The 16,980-nt window shown below is 73.9% G+C and carries 14 protein-coding genes; 9 read left to right on the forward strand and 5 right to left on the reverse strand.

The window, feature by feature from the left end; genetic code table 11:
- Positions 1-19: 19 nt before the first annotated feature.
- Entirely contained in the window at positions 20-2,155 is a 2,136-nt protein-coding gene (locus R4Z63_RS24425; protein WP_384448274.1) for an endo-beta-N-acetylglucosaminidase, read from the reverse strand.
- Positions 2,156-2,325: 170 nt separating this feature from the next.
- Positions 2,326-3,579, reverse strand: coding sequence for a glycoside hydrolase 5 family protein (locus R4Z63_RS24430; protein ID WP_384448276.1), 1,254 nt, complete (start codon positions 3,577-3,579; stop codon positions 2,326-2,328).
- Between the two features lie 365 nt (positions 3,580-3,944).
- Here R4Z63_RS24430 and R4Z63_RS24435 point away from each other — a divergent pair, with 365 nt between their 5' ends.
- Positions 3,945-5,072 carry a LacI family DNA-binding transcriptional regulator gene (locus R4Z63_RS24435; RefSeq protein WP_384448279.1) on the forward strand — a complete coding sequence of 376 codons (1,128 nt, stop codon included), beginning with the start codon at positions 3,945-3,947 and terminating at the stop codon, positions 5,070-5,072.
- A gap of 84 nt (positions 5,073-5,156) precedes the next feature.
- Positions 5,157-6,155 (forward strand): ROK family protein, encoded by a 999-nt coding sequence (locus R4Z63_RS24440; protein ID WP_384448424.1) that lies wholly within the window; start codon positions 5,157-5,159, stop codon positions 6,153-6,155.
- A gap of 3 nt (positions 6,156-6,158) precedes the next feature.
- On the opposite strand, the gene R4Z63_RS24445 is transcribed toward R4Z63_RS24440, so the two are convergent.
- On the reverse strand, positions 6,159-7,154 hold the full coding sequence (locus tag R4Z63_RS24445; protein WP_037929823.1) for a TAXI family TRAP transporter solute-binding subunit: 996 nt from the start codon (positions 7,152-7,154) through the stop codon (positions 6,159-6,161).
- Positions 7,155-7,329: 175 nt separating this feature from the next.
- Between R4Z63_RS24445 and miaB the strand changes: the two genes are divergently transcribed.
- Positions 7,330-8,853: a tRNA (N6-isopentenyl adenosine(37)-C2)-methylthiotransferase MiaB gene (miaB, locus tag R4Z63_RS24450; RefSeq protein WP_384448283.1), complete on the forward strand. Its 1,524-nt coding sequence runs from the start codon at positions 7,330-7,332 to the stop codon at positions 8,851-8,853.
- Between the two features lie 55 nt (positions 8,854-8,908).
- A complete protein-coding gene (locus tag R4Z63_RS24455) occupies positions 8,909-9,631 on the forward strand; it encodes a class III extradiol ring-cleavage dioxygenase family protein (RefSeq protein ID WP_384448287.1) in 723 nt (240 codons plus the stop codon).
- Positions 9,632-9,755: 124 nt separating this feature from the next.
- Here R4Z63_RS24455 and R4Z63_RS24460 read toward each other — a convergent pair whose 3' ends face one another.
- Positions 9,756-10,001 carry an antitoxin gene (locus R4Z63_RS24460; RefSeq protein ID WP_384448290.1) on the reverse strand — a complete coding sequence of 82 codons (246 nt, stop codon included), beginning with the start codon at positions 9,999-10,001 and terminating at the stop codon, positions 9,756-9,758.
- 23 nt (positions 10,002-10,024) lie between these two features.
- Complete coding sequence (locus R4Z63_RS24465) at positions 10,025-10,192, reverse strand: gliding motility protein (RefSeq protein ID WP_370466464.1); 168 nt, start codon at positions 10,190-10,192, stop codon at positions 10,025-10,027.
- Positions 10,193-10,421: 229 nt separating this feature from the next.
- Between R4Z63_RS24465 and miaA the strand changes: the two genes are divergently transcribed.
- The 5 genes from miaA (at position 10,422) to R4Z63_RS24490 (ending at position 16,890) form a co-directional block, all read left to right on the forward strand.
- Positions 10,422-11,360 (forward strand): tRNA (adenosine(37)-N6)-dimethylallyltransferase MiaA, encoded by a 939-nt coding sequence (gene miaA, locus R4Z63_RS24470; RefSeq protein ID WP_384448293.1) that lies wholly within the window; start codon positions 10,422-10,424, stop codon positions 11,358-11,360.
- Between the two features lie 131 nt (positions 11,361-11,491).
- On the forward strand, positions 11,492-12,004 hold the full coding sequence (locus R4Z63_RS24475) for a hypothetical protein (RefSeq protein WP_384448427.1): 513 nt from the start codon (positions 11,492-11,494) through the stop codon (positions 12,002-12,004).
- 132 nt (positions 12,005-12,136) lie between these two features.
- On the forward strand, positions 12,137-13,012 hold the full coding sequence (gene dapF, locus R4Z63_RS24480; protein WP_037929809.1) for a diaminopimelate epimerase: 876 nt from the start codon (positions 12,137-12,139) through the stop codon (positions 13,010-13,012).
- Positions 13,013-13,152: 140 nt separating this feature from the next.
- On the forward strand, positions 13,153-15,249 hold the full coding sequence (locus R4Z63_RS24485; protein WP_384448296.1) for a RelA/SpoT family protein: 2,097 nt from the start codon (positions 13,153-13,155) through the stop codon (positions 15,247-15,249).
- A gap of 111 nt (positions 15,250-15,360) precedes the next feature.
- Positions 15,361-16,890, forward strand: coding sequence for a M1 family metallopeptidase (locus tag R4Z63_RS24490; RefSeq protein ID WP_384448299.1), 1,530 nt, complete (start codon positions 15,361-15,363; stop codon positions 16,888-16,890).
- Positions 16,891-16,980: the final 90 nt, after the last annotated feature.

The raw sequence follows: 16,980 nt of genomic DNA on the forward strand, positions 1-16,980 counted from the left end.
CGGCCCGATCCCGGCCGGGTCACGGCTCCCAGGGCAGGACCGCGGGGGCTGGTGCAGACGTCGCGTACAGCTCGTCGACGGCCCGTACCTCGAAGACGGCGGCCCGTTCCCGGCCCGCGCGGGGGACTCCCGGGAGGTAGAGAGCGGTGCCGCAGGTCCCGCCGAGGAAGCGGCGGCTGCCGTTCGGGAGCACCCGGTGCACCTCGTGGTGGCGCGGGGGCCCGTCGGTGCCGGCCGCCGCCCGCCAGGACAGGCGGAGCCAGGCCCTGCCGTCCCGGTGGGCGGCGGCGTCCACGGCGGCCGCGGTGGGCGGGGCCGGGCACCGGGTGCGGGCACCGTCGTGCACCGACAGCGCCCCGAGCCGCCACAGCGTCGGCCTGCCCGCGGGCGCGGTGATCCGTACGGCCAGGGCGTGCGCGGTCCTGCCCGCCAGCGGTGCGAGCGCGGCCCGGGCCGTCTGCCAGCCCGCCCCGGTCGCCGCGCTCCCGGCCCGTAGCCAGGTGTACGGGACCGGCTCGCCCGGGGCGGACGGCTCGCGGGTTGCCACGCCGACCTCGACGGTGACCGGACCCGACCCGGTCGCGTGCACCAGCTCCACGACGCTCGCCCGGCTCAGCGGCAGCCGGGTGGCGTGCAGCCCGACGGCGACCGGGGCCGTCAGGTCGCCCGAGACCAGCAGGCTGGAGCCGCCGCGCCAGGCGTCCGCAAAGTCCAGGGTGACGGACGGAGGCGTTCCGGCGGTCTCCACGACCCAGCGCCGGCCCGGCAGCCGGTCCTGGAGCCCGAGATGGTTCCAGGGCGTGTCGGAGGCGACCCGGCCGTTCTCGTACCAGCGCAGGCCGTGTCCGGTGTTGAAGGAGCAGGCGAAGGGGAGCCCGGTGACCGTGGACCGGTCGGCGACGGCCGTCGCGGGAGCCCGCCAGGAAGTCTCGGGCGCGGGCCGGGACGGGTCCAGGGACTCACCCGTCCAGAACCGGTCGTCCGCCTGGTGGAAGGCGCCGGGGGAGCGGTCGGCGAGGTGGCCCAGCGTCCATTCGGGCCGGTAGAAGGCATAGCTGACGACGTGGTCGCCGGTCCGCGGGATGATCGCGTCCCAGCGGACGTCGGTGTTCCAGCCCCGGGACTCCGTGTCCACGGCCGCCCACAGCTCGTGGCGGGAGCGGCCCAGCCGGTCGGCGAGCGCGCCCGACGCGGCCAGCGTCTGCGGGGTCCAGCGGAAGTCCACGAACACGGTGTCCGCGACCCTTCCGGCGCGGTCCTCGAAGAAGTCCTGGTTGAGGGCGTTCAAGGCGCCCTGCCAGCCCACCCGGCCGGTGCTGTTCATGGCGTCGTACCAGGTGATCCGCAGACCGTGCGGCTCGCCCGCCGACCGCAGGGCCCGCAGGAACTCCCGCATCCGGGTGGCGAGGGCGCTGTCGCCGCCGTCGGTCTCGGCGTTGACGAACCAGCCGTCGAAGCCGTACGTCCGCGCGACCCGGACGAGCTGCTCCGCGATCGGGAAGCACCCGAAGCGGTCGCGCTGCACCAGGTCGCGGGTCCATTGCAGGTCGCCGCCGTACGCCACGGGCGGCAGGAACACGTTGCCCAGCACGCGGACCCCGTTGCGGTGGGCGGCGTCGACGACCGGCGCGTTCGGGGCCAGGATGATCCCCTCGCCCGCGGAGCCGCCCCAGAAGACCAGCTCGTCGATGTACGCCCAGTGCGTGAGCGCGTAGTAGTCGGCGGTGGCGGAGCCCTGCGCGGGGTTCCCGGCGGTCGGCGCGAAGGAGACGAGGGAGGCGATCCCGGCCTGGCCGGCCCGGGCCGTCCCGTTCGCCGGGACGGGGGTGAACCGCTCGGCGAGCGGCACGGTCGCGGTGTTGTGGGCCAGGTCGGGGTCGCTCCCGGGGGTCCACCGGCTGAGCGAGCGCCACACGATACCGGGGCCCGGGGTGCCTGCCGGGAGGGAGTCGGGGAACCAGTAGGAGGCGTACGGGGCCAGGTCGCCGGGGGCCGGCCGGTGCTCGGGCCCGGCCGTGGCCGCCGCGGCCCGGGTGCGGCCGGCCACGCCCAGCAGGGCGGCGGCGCACGCCCCGGCGGCCAGCGCTCTGCGCCGGGTCGGGCGTAACGGGACGGGCCGCGTACGGGGGTCGACGCCGTGGTCGGTCTCGGACATGCGGGGCTCCTCACAAGGCGCGGGGTCGGGGTCGGGGTCGGGGTCGGTTCCGATGGGCCGGGCCGCTTCCTGTCGGTCTGGGCCGGCGCCGGGGCGTGGTGTGCGGGGCGCGGGGCGGCGCCGGGGCGTGGTGCGCGGGGCGGGGCCGGGCGCCTTCGGGCCGCGTCGGGTCACAGCACGTCGCGTACGTGCAGCACTTCGGTGATCCCGCGCGCCGCCAGGTGGCCAGGGTCCCCGGCGCGCTCCGCCAGCACCACCGCGGGGCGCCCCCCCCGGGCCGTCAGCACCGTCCAGGCGTCGAAGAAGACACCGCCGGGGGCGCACACGGAACGGCCGGGGGCCCGCTCCGCCTCACCCACGTCCACGGCCAGCGCGGTGGAGCGCGGTGCGGGACGGTGTACGAGGCCCTGCCACTCCCGGGCGAGCCGGGCGAGCGCGGCGCCGGCCGGCTTGGTGCTGCCATCGTTGGCGAGCAGGCCGAGGCCGTACTCCAGCTCCGGGAAGTCGGCGAGCTCCCGGGACACGTCGTGCGAGCACCACCACGTCACACCCCACAGGTCCGGGCAGTCCAGCGCGTTCACGACGGTGGCCTCGGTGAACCGGGCCGCCTGCTCCGGCCCGATCAGCGGCGCCGGTGCGCCGGCCTCCTGCAGCCACACCGGCCGGTGCGGATCGGGCGCCCAGGCCTTGGAGAGCTCGATCAGGTACGCGGCGTGGTGCTCGGTCGCCGTACCGCGCGCGCCGTGCCGCTGCGCGGTGCCGTCGAACACCCAGGAGTGGACGGCGGTCGCCCCGCCCAGGCCGGCGGCCTGGGCGGGCGTGAAGGGATGGTCGCCCCGGTACCAGACGGCGTCGTACTCGGCGTGCACGTGGAGCCGGCCGGGCGCCCCGAGCTCGCAGGCCGCGAGCATCCGCTCCAGCCAGTCGGCGGCCTGCGCCGGGGTGATGCGGTCCGGGTCGGGGTGCGGGGCACCGGAGAACTGATTGATCTCGTTGCCGACGGTCATGCCGAGGAAGTTCGGCCGGTCGGCGAGTGCCGCGGCAAGCGTGCGCAGGTACTCCTCCTGCCCGGCGATCACGTCCGGGTCGGTGAAGAGGCTGCGTCGGTGCCAGGTCCGGGTCCAGGCGGGCAGGAAGTCGAAGCTGGACACGTGCCCCTGCAGCCCGTCCACACTCACGTCGAGCCCGCGTCCGGCGGCGGCGTCCGCGAGGGCGACGAGCTGCTCGACGGCGCGCGGCCGGATCAGCGCCCGGTTGGGCTGGAAGACCGGCCACAGGGGGAACACCCGGACGTGGTCCAGCCCGAGCGCGGCGATCGCGTCGAGATCGGCCCGGACCGCGTCGAGGTCGAAGTCGAGCCAGTGGTGGAACCAGCCCTCGGCGGGCGTGTAGTTGGCACCGAAGCGGGGCGCGTGTTCCTGCACAGGGCGTCCTGATTTCTGGAGTGTGCACGAATTCACCGGACGGGCGACAAACTGCCGGTGCGGGTGCGGAAAGTCAACAGGGCCTCCGTAGCGTCCACTTATGCGCTTCAGTCCCTTCAGTACAAGGCCACTGTTCTGAACTGCCCTGTCGGCTAATGCGGTTTAGCGCTGCGGCCTGCATGGGAACTGTGCGGAAACGGACAGCCGATTTCCGGTCATCGCGGCCGGCTGTTCCCGGGCGTCCCCGCACGGCGCGGCGATCGGCGGTTGCGGTGATCGGGGGGTGTCCGACGCTGCCGGATCGCGTACGGTCCGGCCATCGCCGTCCGTAGTCCGCACCGCCCGAAGGATGAATGAGGCAGGCCATGGCCCGCAGACCCACGATCAAGGACATCGCCCGACGGGCCGGAGTCTCGCAGAGCGCCGTCTCCTTCGCGCTCAACGACCGGCCCGGCGTGTCGAAGGACACCCGGGCCCGGATCCGTCGCGTCGCCGACGAACTCGGCTGGCAGGCCAACAGCGCGGCCCGGGCACTGTCCAGCGAACGCTCCGGAGCCGTCGGGCTCGTGCTGGCCCGCCCCGCGCACACACTCGGCGTCGAGTCCTTCTTCCTGCAGCTCGTCTCCGGCATCCAGGAGGTCCTGGCCGGGGCCCGAACCGCCCTGCTGTTCCAGGTCGTCCAAGACGTCGACGCCGAATGCGCGGTATACCGCCGCTGGTGGGCGGAAGGGCGGGTGGACGGCGTACTCGTCGTCGACCCCCGGACGGGGGACCCGCGACCGGAGCTCCTGGCCGAACTGGGCCTGCCCGCGGTCACCATCGGCGAGCCCGACCCCCGGACCACACCCACCCCGGCCCTCCCGGTCCCCGAGGTCTCCGGGCCCGCCCCGGTCCCCGGCTCCCCGGTGCTCCCCGCCACGGCGCCCGTCTCGTCCGTCTCGTCCGTCCGGGCCGACGACGCGGGAGCCATGGCACAGGTACTGGACCACCTCCACGGGCTGGGCCACCGCAGAATCATCCACATCGCGGGGCTCCCCGGCCTCGCGCACACGGCCCGCCGGATGGAGTCCCTGCGGGCCGGGGCCGAGTCCCGGGGCCTCGGCCCGGACCAGGTGCGCTCCGTGGTCACCGACTACTCCGACGCGGAGGGCGCGGCCGCCACCCGGCGGGTCCTCGCCGAGCCGCAGGCGCCGACCGCGCTCGTCTACGACAACGACGTGATGGCCGTGGCCGGCTGCGCCGTCGCCGCCGAGCTGGGCATTCCCGTGCCCGGCCGGTTGTCGATCGTCGCCTGGGACGACTCCGCGCTGTGCCGCCTCACCCACCCGAGCCTCACGGCCCTCGTCCGCGACACGGCGGGCTTCGGTCGGCTGGCCGCCGAGGAACTGCTGTCCCTGCTCGCCGGCGGGCCGCCGGGGGTCCGGGAGAGCGAGCGGCCGAGGCTGGAGCCTCGCGGCAGTACGGCGCCGCCCCCGGCGCATACTGGTCCCTGACCTCTTCCTGGAGCCGCCACCGTGATCACCCACACCGCCCCGTCGCCCACGCCGCGCGCCGCCGCAGCGGCCGCCGGACCGACGGTGGCGATCGACATCGGCGGCACGAAAATCGCCGGGGCGCTGGTGCATCCGGACGGAACGATGTCGGCCACCACCCGCCGCGCCACCCCGCGCGGAGGGGACGCCGAAGACGTCATGGCGGCGGTGGCCGAGGTCGTCGCCGACTTGTCCCGATCGCCGCTGTGGCCCTTCGCCGTCCGCTGCGGGATCGGCAGTGCAGGCCCGGTGGACACGTCCCGGGGCACGGTCAGCCCGGTCAACATCGGAGCGTGGCGGGATTTCCCCGTCCAGGAGCGGGTCGCGGCGGAGCTCGCGGCGCGCGGTGCCGACCTGCCGACCGTACTCGCCGGTGACGGCGTGGCGATGACGGCGGCCGAGCACTGGCTGGGCGCGGCCCGCGGCCACGCGAACGCCCTGTGCCTGGTGGTCTCCACGGGCGTCGGCGGCGGCCTGATCCTGAACGGTCGGCTCCACCCCGGTCCGACCGGCAACGCGGGCCACATCGGACACATCAGCGTGGCCTTCGACGGCGAGCCGTGCGCCTGCGGCGGCCGCGGCTGCGTCGAGTCGATCGCATCCGGCACGGCGATCGCCCGCTGGGCCCTCGCTCAGGGCTGGACCCCGTCGGCGGGCTCCGTCCGGAGCGGCCGCGACGGCGCGGACGGCGCTCCCGGCCCCGGCACCACGCGCGACGCCACCGCGGCAGGCGTGGCGGCGTCCGCCGCGCAGGGCGACCCGGTCGCACGGGCCGCCTTCGACCGCGCCGGCCGCGCCCTGGCCGCCGGCATCGCGGCCGGCGCCACCCTCGTGGAGACGGACATCGCGGTCATCGGAGGCGGAGTGGCCGCCGCCGGGGACGTCCTCTTCGGTCCGATCCGCGCCCACCTCGCCCGGTACGCCACACTCTCCTTCGTCCAGAACCTCCAGGTGGTGCCGGCGGCCCTGGGCACCCACGCGGGACTGATCGGCGCGGCCGCTGCGGCGACGATGCTGCTGCCCCCGTCCTCGCCCGCGGCGTGAACGTCAGGGCTTGACGGACCGGTAGTAGCGCCGGGCTCCCTCGTGGAGCTCCAGGGGATCGGTGTAGATCGCCGTGCGCAGGTCCACCAGCTGCGCCGCGTGCACCTCGCGCCCGACCCGGTCGCGGCTCAGGATCACCGTGCGGGTGAGCCGCTCGGTCAGCGCGGCGTCGGTCTTGGCCGTGGTGACCAGCAGGTTCGGCACGGCCAGGGTGGTCACCGCGCTGGTGTTGCGCGCCCGCGTGTACGCGTCCTGCGGCATGACGGCCGTCCGGTAGTAGCGCGCCGGGCCACCGTTGCTCTGGAGCTGCTCCACCAGGTCGCCGAGCTGGACGAGCCGGATGTCGAAGCGTTCGGACAGTTCGCGCACCGCGTTGGTCGGCAGGCCGCCGGACCAGAAGAAGGCGTCGATACGGTCCGCCTCCAGCTCGGCGGGCATCGTGTCGAGTCCGATGGACACCGGTGTGACGTCCAGGACCGGGTCGATCCCCGCCGCGGTGAGCAGCCACTCCGCGATGAGCCGCACCCCAGAACCGGGCTGGCCGATCGCCACCCGCTTGCCCCGCAGGTCCCGCGCCGACTGCACCGGTGACCCGGCCGGCACCACCAGCTGCACGTAGTCGTCGTAGAGCCGCGCGCATCCGCGCAGCAGGTCCGCGTCCGGTTTGCCGTCGAGCCGGTACTTGGCGACGGCGTCCGCCGTCGCCACGGTGAAGTCCGCCTCCCCGGTGGCCAGCCGCTTCAGGTTCTCCTGCGAGCCCTCGCTGGTCACCAGCGTGACGTCCACCCCGGGCATGTCACGTCCGAGCGCCTGCTGCAACAGCGTTCCGTACCGGTGGTAGACACCGGTCCGTGCCCCCGTGCTGAAGGTCAGATCGCCCTCCGGCTCCGCCTGCCCGAAGGGCTTCAGCCACCACGTGAGCACACCGAGCACGGCGAGTACGGTCACCAGGACCCGCAGGGCGTGGCGCCTGCTGATCCGGGGCGGTACGAGAGGCATGGGCGCGATCCTGCCACCCGGCCGCCCTCCTGTCACGGCGCGGACCGCCCCCCGCCCCCGCCCAAGGCCGCCGTCGATGCCCTTGACCTGCGGCTCGTCCGGCGAGGCCGGCGTCCTCCCGGTGAGCCGGCGGACGGCGGCCGGAGGGCTTCCGTCCACCGCCTACCCTTGTTGCATGACCAGCAGCGACCGGAGCCAGGCAGTGGACGAGAAGCGAAGCTACGAGGTGCGCACCTACGGGTGCCAGATGAACGTGCACGACTCGGAGCGGCTCTCCGGTCTGCTGGAGGACGCCGGCTACGTCCGGGCGCCCGAGGGCTCCGACGGCGACGCCGACGTCGTGGTCTTCAACACCTGCGCGGTCCGCGAGAACGCCGACAACAAGCTGTACGGCAACCTCGGCCGGCTCGCCCCGATGAAGACCAAGCGCCCCGGCATGCAGATCGCCGTCGGCGGCTGCCTCGCCCAGAAGGACCGCGACACGATCGTCAGGAAGGCCCCCTGGGTCGACGTCGTCTTCGGTACGCACAACATCGGCAAGCTGCCCGTGCTGCTGGAGCGCGCCCGCATCCAGGAGGAGGCGCAGATCGAGATCGCCGAGTCTCTGGAGGCCTTCCCCTCCACGCTCCCGACCCGCCGCGAGTCCGCGTACGCCGCATGGGTCTCGATCTCCGTCGGCTGCAACAACACCTGCACCTTCTGCATCGTCCCGGCGCTGCGCGGCAAGGAGGAGGACCGCCGCCCCGGCGACATCCTCGCCGAGGTGGAGGCCCTGGTCGCCGAGGGCGTCTCGGAGATCACCCTGCTCGGCCAGAACGTGAACGCCTACGGCTCCGACCTGGGCGACCGTGAGGCGTTCAGCAAGCTGTTGCGCGCTTGCGGCCAGATCGAGGGCCTGGAGCGGGTCCGCTTCACCTCCCCGCACCCCCGCGACTTCACCGACGACGTGATCGCCGCGATGGCCGAGACCCCGAACGTGATGCCGCAGCTGCACATGCCGCTGCAGTCCGGCTCCGACCCGATCCTGAAGGCGATGCGCCGCTCGTACCGCCAGGAGCGCTTCCTCGGCATCATCGAGAAGGTGCGCGCCGCGATCCCGCACGCCGCGATCTCCACCGACATCATCGTGGGCTTCCCCGGTGAGACGGAGGAGGACTTCCAGCAGACGATGCACGTGGTGCGCGAGGCCCGCTTCGCGAACGCCTTCACCTTCCAGTACTCCAAGCGGCCCGGCACCCCCGCCGCCGACATGGACGGGCAGATCCCCAAGGAGGTCGTGCAGGACCGCTACATGCGCCTGGTCGCCCTCCAGGAGGAAATCTCCTGGGAGGAGAACAAGAAGCAGGTCGGCCGCACGCTGGAGGTCATGGTCGCGGAGGGCGAGGGCCGCAAGGACGGTGCGACGCACCGCCTGTCCGGCCGCGCCCCCGACAACCGCCTGGTCCACTTCACGAAGCCGGAGCAGGACGTCCGCCCCGGCGACGTGGTCACCGTCGACATCACCTACGCCGCCCCGCACCACCTGCTGGCCGAGGGCCCGACGCGGACCGTGCGCCGCACCCGCGCCGGCGACGCCTGGGAGAAGCGCAACGCCGCCCCGGCCCAGCCTGCGGGCGTCATGCTCGGCATCCCCACGCTCGGCGTCCCCGCGCCGCTCCCGGCCGCCGCCTCCGGCTGCTCGGTGCCCGCCTCCTCCTGAGGGACGGGCCCGCCTTCGGCCCGGGCTGCGGGGCGGTGCGGCTAGGCTGCGGATCATGCTCGTAGCCGCCGCCGTCTGCCCCGCCCCGCCGCTGCTCGTACCGGAGGTCGCCGCGGGCGCCGCCGCCGAACTCGGCGACGCCCGCACCGCCTGCTCCGACGCGCTCGCGGTGCTCGCCGCCTCCCGGCCCGACCTGCTGGTCGTGGTCGGGGCCGCCGCCGAGGGCGGTGGATACGACCAGGGCACCCCCGGCAGCTTCGCCGGCTTCGGCGTGGACCTGACCGTCACCCTGGGCCCGGACCTGGGCGAGGCGCCGAGCCAGCACGCCTCCACGGGCACCCTCCCGGCGTCCCTCGCGGTGGCCGGATGGCTGCTCGGCCGGGCCCGGTGGGCGGCCGCCCCGGTCGCCGGCGTGGCCGTCGCCGAGGACCTGCCCCCGAGCGGTTGCGGCCTCCTCGGTGCGGATCTGGGGCGTTCCGCCGCACGCGTGGCGATGCTGGTCCTCGGGGACGGCAGCGCCTGCCGCACCCTCAAGGCCCCCGGATACCTGGACGAGCGCGCCGCGGGATTCGACGCCGCCGCCGCCCGTGCGCTGGGCGCCGCCGATGCGGCTGCGCTCGCCGCGATCGACGCCGGGCTCGCGGCCGAGCTCCAGGCCTCGGGTCGGGCGCCGTGGCAGGTGCTGGCCGGCGCCGCGCAGGGTGCGGACCTCGTCGGGCGGCTGCTGTACGAGGACGCCCCGTACGGCGTGGGGTACATGGTTGCCACCTGGTCGTAGCCGGCGCCACCCGGCCGCAGCGGTGGCCGGCCCGCCGGCACCCGCAGCAGGTCTCCACCGGCCCTGAGCGCCGAAGGGGCCTGGAACCGGCACCAGCCGGTTCCAGGCCCCTTCCGTGACCGCGTCAGGAGGCGGCCGGAGGCGTCGGCCCGCCGGGGGTGTCCTTGTGCGCGATCTTCCCCAGGGCGTCCTTCGCCTTGCCCGTCCCACTCGTGATCTGGCCGCTGTACTTGCCCTTGGTCTTGGAGTCCACGGCCTTGGCGACCTTGTCCAGACCCTCGCTGATCTTGCCTTCGTGCTGCTGCGCGAGATCGCCGACCTTGTCCTTCGCCGGAGCGAGCTTGGCCTTCAGATTGTCCAGCAGGCCCATGGGTCACCTTCCGTTGGCGTGCGCTACGTACGGGCGCCCTCGCCGGCTTCGCTGTCCGCGGCCACCTCCGCCGACTGCTGCTTCGGAATCTCCACGGCTTCCGCCGGCTCGCTCTGTGCAGCAGCAGGCTCGCTCTCGCCGGCCGCACCGGACTCCGCCGCCGGAGCCGCGGTCGCGACCCCTTCGGTCACGGCCTCGTTCCTGCGACGGAAAAACCGATCAAAAACGCCCATGTCTACTCCCGTAACGTTACGCGTGCGAGTGAAGTTCCGCGTCGACCGAACCGGTCCGCGACCGGTCCGCGCCGGGCGTGCGCACGGCGCATTCCCCGGCCGGAACCCCGCCAGGGCAACGACCCCGGAATCACCCCGTCACGTAGCTCGATCGGGTACATCCCCCAAGGTTTGCGAGACTGGGGCCGTGAGGAAAGCAGCCCCCGCCCCGCGGGTCATCGCCGTCGTCGGTCCCACCGCGGCAGGAAAGTCCGACCTGGGCGTAGCCCTGGCCCGCCGGTTCGACGGAGAAGTCGTCAACGCCGACTCCATGCAGCTGTACCGGGGGATGGACATCGGCACCGCCAAGCTGACGACCGAGGAGCGCGGCGGCGTCCCGCACCACCTCCTCGACATCTGGGACGTCACCGACACCGCCAATGTCGCGGAGTACCAACGGCTGGCCCGCGGGGAGATCGACAAGCTGCTCGCCGAGGGCCGCACCCCCGTCCTCGTCGGCGGATCCGGCCTGTACGTCCGGGGCGCCCTGGACGTCATGGAGTTCCCCGGCACCGACCCCGAAGTCCGCGCCCGGCTGGAGGAGGAGGTCGCGCTGCGCGGGCCCGGCGCCCTGCACGCCCGCCTGGCCGCCGCCGACCCGGAAGCCGCCCGGGCCATCCTGCCCAGCAACGGCCGGCGCATCGTCCGCGCGCTGGAGGTCATCGAGATCACCGGCAAGCCGTTCACCGCGAACCTGCCCGGCCACGAGTCCGTCTACGACACGGTCCAGATCGGCGTCGACGTCGCCCGGCCCGAGCTCGACGAGCGGATCGCGCGGCGCGTCGACCGGATGTGGCAGGACGGCCTGGTGGACGAGGTCCGGGCGCTGGAGGCCCGCGGACTGCGCGACGGCATCACCGCCTCCCGGGCGCTGGGCTACCAGCAGGTGCTGACCGCGCTCGCGGGTGAGTGCACCGAGGACGAGGCACGGGCGGAGACCATCCGGGCGACCAAGCGCTTCGCCCGCCGCCAGGACTCCTGGTTCCGCCGCGATCCGCGCGTCCACTGGCTCAGTGGAGCTGCCGCAGACCGGGCGGAACTCCCCCAGCTCGCCGAGTCGTTGGTCGAACGAGCGGTTACAGCCTGATCACGTGATGGCATCGGGAAGCCCCGGGCGCCCGTAGCGGGGTCGGGGGCGTGCCATCATCAAACTCCAGCAGGTGCGATCACCTGCACTGCATGGCGGCGTACTGAGTCCGAGTGGGAGGGCGCGTGGCGATGGAGGCCGGCCCTCGCGACACCGGGCGGGACGACACCCGAAGGGAAGCGGACCCGATGCTTCTCGGCGGGACGGACGGGACCGCGGGCCTCGGGCTGCCCGCGGACCCCGCGCGGCTGACCTCGGACGGCCCGGACGCCCCGGACACCGCCGAGGCCGAGGCGGCCGCCGGAGCCGAGTTCGAGGTCGAACTGCGGCCGCAGCGCCGCCTGCGCGTGTGGCAGATCGCCCCCATCGTCATGCTCGCCGCCGCCGGCTCGTTGATGTTCGCCTTCCCCCTGGCCTTCGAGTTCGGCGACGGCGGAGCCGTGGTCGCCATGCTCGGCTTCCTCATCAGCTGCTGCGCCGGAGGCTGGGGGATGATGGCCGCCCGACGAGTCGGCTACACATGGCCCGGTCTCCCGGCCCGGGGGAGCGGCCGCCGCCCCGACTGGCGCATGGCCGCGCTGTACGCCGTGGTCGCGCTGGTCGTCGTAGGCCTCGCCGTGTACCGGGTCGCCCGGCTCCGCTGACCGCCGCCGGCGGCGGTGATCGTTCCAGGCTTCCGGCGACCGTCCCGGACCTCCCGTGACCGGCTCCGGGGCCCCGGTGACCCCCGACGGGTCGCCCGGCGCCCGTGAGCAGGGGCTCGGTACCATGGGCGGGTGACGCAGACCACCCTCTCCTTCCTCAAGGGCCACGGCACCGAGAACGACTTCGTGATCGTCCCGGACCCGGACAACGCCGTCGAGCTGCCCGCTTCCGCCGTCGCGAAGCTCTGCGACCGGCGCGCAGGCATCGGGGGCGACGGGGTCCTGCACGTCGTCCGGTCCGCAGCGCACCCCGAGGCGGCGCACCTGGCCGACGAGGCGGAGTGGTTCATGGACTACCGCAACAGCGACGGCTCCGTCGCCGAGATGTGCGGCAACGGCGTGCGCGTCTTCGCCCGCTACCTCCAGTACGCCGGCCACGTCGAGCCCGGTGACCTGACGGTCGCGACGCGCGGCGGCGTCAAGCGGGTGCACCTCGACAAGGGGGGCGACGTCACCGTCTCGATGGGCCGTGCCGCGTTCCCCGAGGGCGAGGTCACCGTCAGCGTCGGACCGCGCAGCTGGCCCGCCCGCAACGTGAACATGGGCAACCCGCACGCGGTCGCGTTCGTCGACAGCCTCGACGACGCCGGGAACCTCTTGACCGCCCCGCCGTTCAGCCCGGCGTCCGCCTACCCGACGGGTGTCAACGTCGAGTTCGTCGTCGACCGCGGCCCCCGCCACGTCGCCATGCGCGTCCACGAGCGCGGCTCCGGCGAGACCCGCTCCTGCGGCACCGGCGCCTGCGCCGTCGCCGTCGCCGCCATCCGCCGCGACGGCGTGGACCCCGCCGCCACCGGTGAGCCGGCCACGTACACCGTCGACCTCCCCGGCGGGACGCTCGTCATCACCGAACACCCCGACGGGCAGATCGACATGACCGGACCGGCCGTCATCGTGGCCGCCGGTGAGTTCGACGAAGCCTGGCTCACCGAAACGGCTTTCTCCTGAAGCCTCCCTCTAATGGGTGATCCGTTTCACGCTGTGCGAGAGGTGGACTGCGCCACGTGGTGGGGTCGGTAACATCAGGCACCGGCCCTGAGGGCTCACCCCATGCCCACCACCGCCGGTCGAAGCCGCCGGAGGTGCCCATGAGTGCAGAGGCCACGAACCCCGAAGCACACCCCGAAGTGCGCCCTGAGCTCCGCAGACGGGGCCGGAGCAGGCTCGATCTGCGCCGCCTCGGGCGCGCGGCGCTGCTCGGGCCGACGTCCCGGGACCGGCTCCCGGACGCAATCGGCCATGTCGCCGAGGCCCACCGCGCCCACCATCCGGACGCCGATATGTCCATTCTGCGGCGCGCCTATCTGCTCGCGGAGAGCTCTCACCGCGGCCAGATGCGAAAAAGCGGTGAGCCGTACATCACACATCCACTCGCCGTCACCCTGATCCTCGCCGAACTGGGCGCCGAAACCACCACCTTGACGGCCTCTCTGCTCCACGACACCGTCGAGGACACCGACGTGACCCTGGATCAGGTCCGCGCCGAGTTCGGCGACGAGGTCTGCTTCATCGTTGACGGCGTCACCAAGGTCGAGAAGATCGACTACGGTGCCGCGGCGGAACCGGAGACCTTCCGCAAGATGCTCGTCGCCACCGGCAACGACGTCCGCGTGATGTCCATCAAGCTCGCCGACCGGCTGCACAACATGCGCACGCTGGGCGTGATGCGGCCGGAGAAACAGGCCCGGATCGCCAAGGTCACCCGTGACGTCCTGATCCCGCTTGCCGAACGGCTCGGCGTACAGGCCCTCAAGACCGAACTGGAAGACCTCGTCTTCGCGATCCTGCACCCCGAGGAGTACGAGAGCACCCGCGCCCTCATCGCCGCCCACGCCGGCGAGCGCGACCCGCTGCCCGGCATCGCCGACTCCGTACGGACCGTCCTGCGGGAGGCGGGCATCGGCGCCGAAGTACAGGTAAGGCCGCGGCACTTCGTCTCCGTCCACCGGATCACCCGCACCCGCGGCGAGCTGCGCGGCTCCGACTTCGGGCGCATCCTCATCCTGGTCGGCGAGAACGCCGACTGCTACGCGGCACTGGGGGAGCTCCACACCTGTTTCACCCCGGTGGTCTCGGAGTTCAAGGACTTCATCGCCACCCCGAAGTTCAACCTCTACCAGTCCCTCCACACCGCCGTGGCCACCCCCGAGGGGTACGTGGCCGAGGTCATCGTGCGGACCCGACAGATGCACCGGGTCGCCGAGGCCGGCGTGGTGGCGCTCGGCAACCCGTACGCCACCGCGGCGCCGGACGCCACCGCGACGCCCGACGCCGCCGACCCGTACGAGGAGCGGGTGGACCCGACCCGGCCCGGCTGGCTGTCCCGGCTGCTCGACTGGCAGCAGTCCGCACCCGACCCGGACACCTTCTGGAGCGTGCTCCGCGCCGAGCTCGCGCAGGACCGGGAGATCACCGTCTTCCGGGCCGACGGGGGCACCCTGGGCCTGCCCGCCGGAGCCAGCTGCATCGACGCCGCCTACGCGCAGCACGGAGAGGCGGCCCACGGCTGCATCGGCGCCCGCGTCAACGGGCGCCTCGCCTCACTGTCCTCACCGCTGTCCGACGGTGACACCGTCCAGCTGCTGCTCGCGCAGGACGCCTCCTCCGGACCCGCCGCCGAGTGGCTGGACCACGCCCGGACGCCCGCCGCCCGCATCGCCATCAGCAGCTGGCTCGAATCCCATCCCGACCGGGCCATGGCCACCACCTCGGCCGCGCGGGCGCCGCTGTCGGTGGTCGGAGCCCGGGGCGGCGGGGCCAACGCCGTGGCCGACCTGCCGGACGCCACCGTCCGGATGGCCGGGTGCTGCACCCCGGTCCCGCCGGACGCCGTCGCCGGATTCGTCGTCCGCGGCGGAGCCGTCACCGTGCACCGGGTCCAGTGCGCGGCCGTGGCCCGGATGCGCGCCGTGGGCCGCACCTCCGTCGCCGTGCACTGGCGGGCCACCGCGGACTGCCGGGTCACCCTGCTCGCTGAATCGTTCGGCCGCCCGCATCTGCTGGCGGACCTGACCGAGGCCATCGCCCACGAGGGCGTCGAGGTGGTCTCCGCGACCGTCGAACCCCCGATCGAGGGCCGGGTCCGGCACACCTACACCCTCCAGCTGCCCGACGCGGCCGGCCTGCCCGCACTGATGCGCGCCATGCGTGACGTGCCGGGCGTGTACGACGTCGGCCGCGTGTAGGGCGACGGCGCCGGCCGGGCGTAGGCCGGTACGGCGCCGGAAGGTCCCGTTCGGGTGGCCCCGTCGCGCGCCGTACGCCGTCCCGCGGCGGGCGCTGGTAAGCGGTGGTGGATGCAGCTCTCCTCGCCCCGCCTGCGCGCCGCCCTGCTCGCCGCGGCCTCCCTCACCCTCGTCGCCGCGGTACTGCCCCCGCCGAAGCCCCTGGGCATCGGGGACCGCCTCTTCCCCGAGCTGGGGAACCCCGGCTACGACGTGCTCGCGTACGACCTGTCCTTCACGTACAAGGACAACCTGACCCCGCTCGACGCGGTCACCGTCATCGAGGCCCGGGCACTGGAGCCGCTGGAGCGCGTCAACCTGGACTTCACCCACGGCACAGTGGCGTCCGCCGAGGTGAACGGGGAGCCCGCACGCTTCGAGAGCGTTGGGGAGGACCTCGTACTGACCCCACCGCGGGCGGTGGCGGAGGGCGGCGCGCTGCGGATCACGGTCCGGCACACCAGCGACCCGCGCGGTCGCGGGGACGGCGGCTGGGTGCCCACCGAGGACGGTCTGGCCATGGCCAACCAGGCCGACGCCGCCCACCGCGTGTTCCCCTGTAACGACCACCCCGCCGACAAGGCCCTCTTCACCTTCCGGATCAGCGCACCCACCGGGCTCACAGCCGTCGCCAACGGCCTCCAGGCGGGCCCTGCCCGGCGCACGGGCCCCACCACGACGTGGACGTATCGGACCCGCCACCCCATGGCCACCGAGCTGGCCCAGGTCTCCGTGGGCCGCTCCGCCGTCGTCCACGGGACCGGACCGCACGGGCTGCCGCTGCGCGACGTGGTGCCCGCCGCCGACCGGCAGCGGCTCGACCCCTGGCTGAAGAAGACCGCCGGCCACATCGAGTGGATGGAGGAGCGCGTCGGCCGCTACCCGTTCGAGAACTACGGGGTGCTGATCGCGCGGGCGACGACCGGCTTCGAGCTGGAGACGCAGACCCTCTCGCTCTTCGAGAGCAGCCTGTTCTCCGGCGAGGGCTACCCCGAGTGGTACGTCGAGGCGGTGATGGTCCACGAGCTCGCCCATCAGTGGTTCGGCGACAGCGTCAGCCCCCGGACCTGGTCCGACCTGTGGCTCAACGAGGGACACGCCACCTGGTACGAGGCCCTGTACGCGGACGGCCTGGGCACGTACTCCCTGGAGCGGCGCATGCGCGAGGCGTACCAGCGCTCCGACCAGTGGCGGGCGGCGGGCGGCCCCCCGGCCGCCCCGAAGGCCGCGGCGCCCGGCGAGAAGATCGGGCTGTTCCGGCCGGTGGTCTACGACGGCGCCGCGCTGATCCTCTACGCACTGCGACAGGAGATCGGCGCCCCCGCCTTCGAGCGGATCGAACGCCGCTGGGTCACGCGGTACCGGGACGGGGTCGCGGGCACGGCCGACTTCGTCCGCCTGGCCTCGCAGGAGGCGGGTCGCGACCTCGGAGCCTTCCTGGAGCCGTGGCTGTACGGGACGAAGACCCCGCCGATGCCGGGGCACCCGGAGTGGAGCGCCCCGGCGGCGGACCGGGCCGCGCGGGGCAAGCAGGCACCGAGCATGGCCGCACCGGGCGGGGCTGCGCCGGGCGGGGCTGCGCCCGGCGGGAAAAGGGTGTGACCGCCTACGAACGGGCATGTCACCATCGACGGGTCCGTTCGGGGAATCCCCGGGCGGTGTGACACGTTGGACGTGACATCCACCGTGTCC

It is taken from the genome of Streptomyces sp. PL-29 (assembly GCF_058344425.1).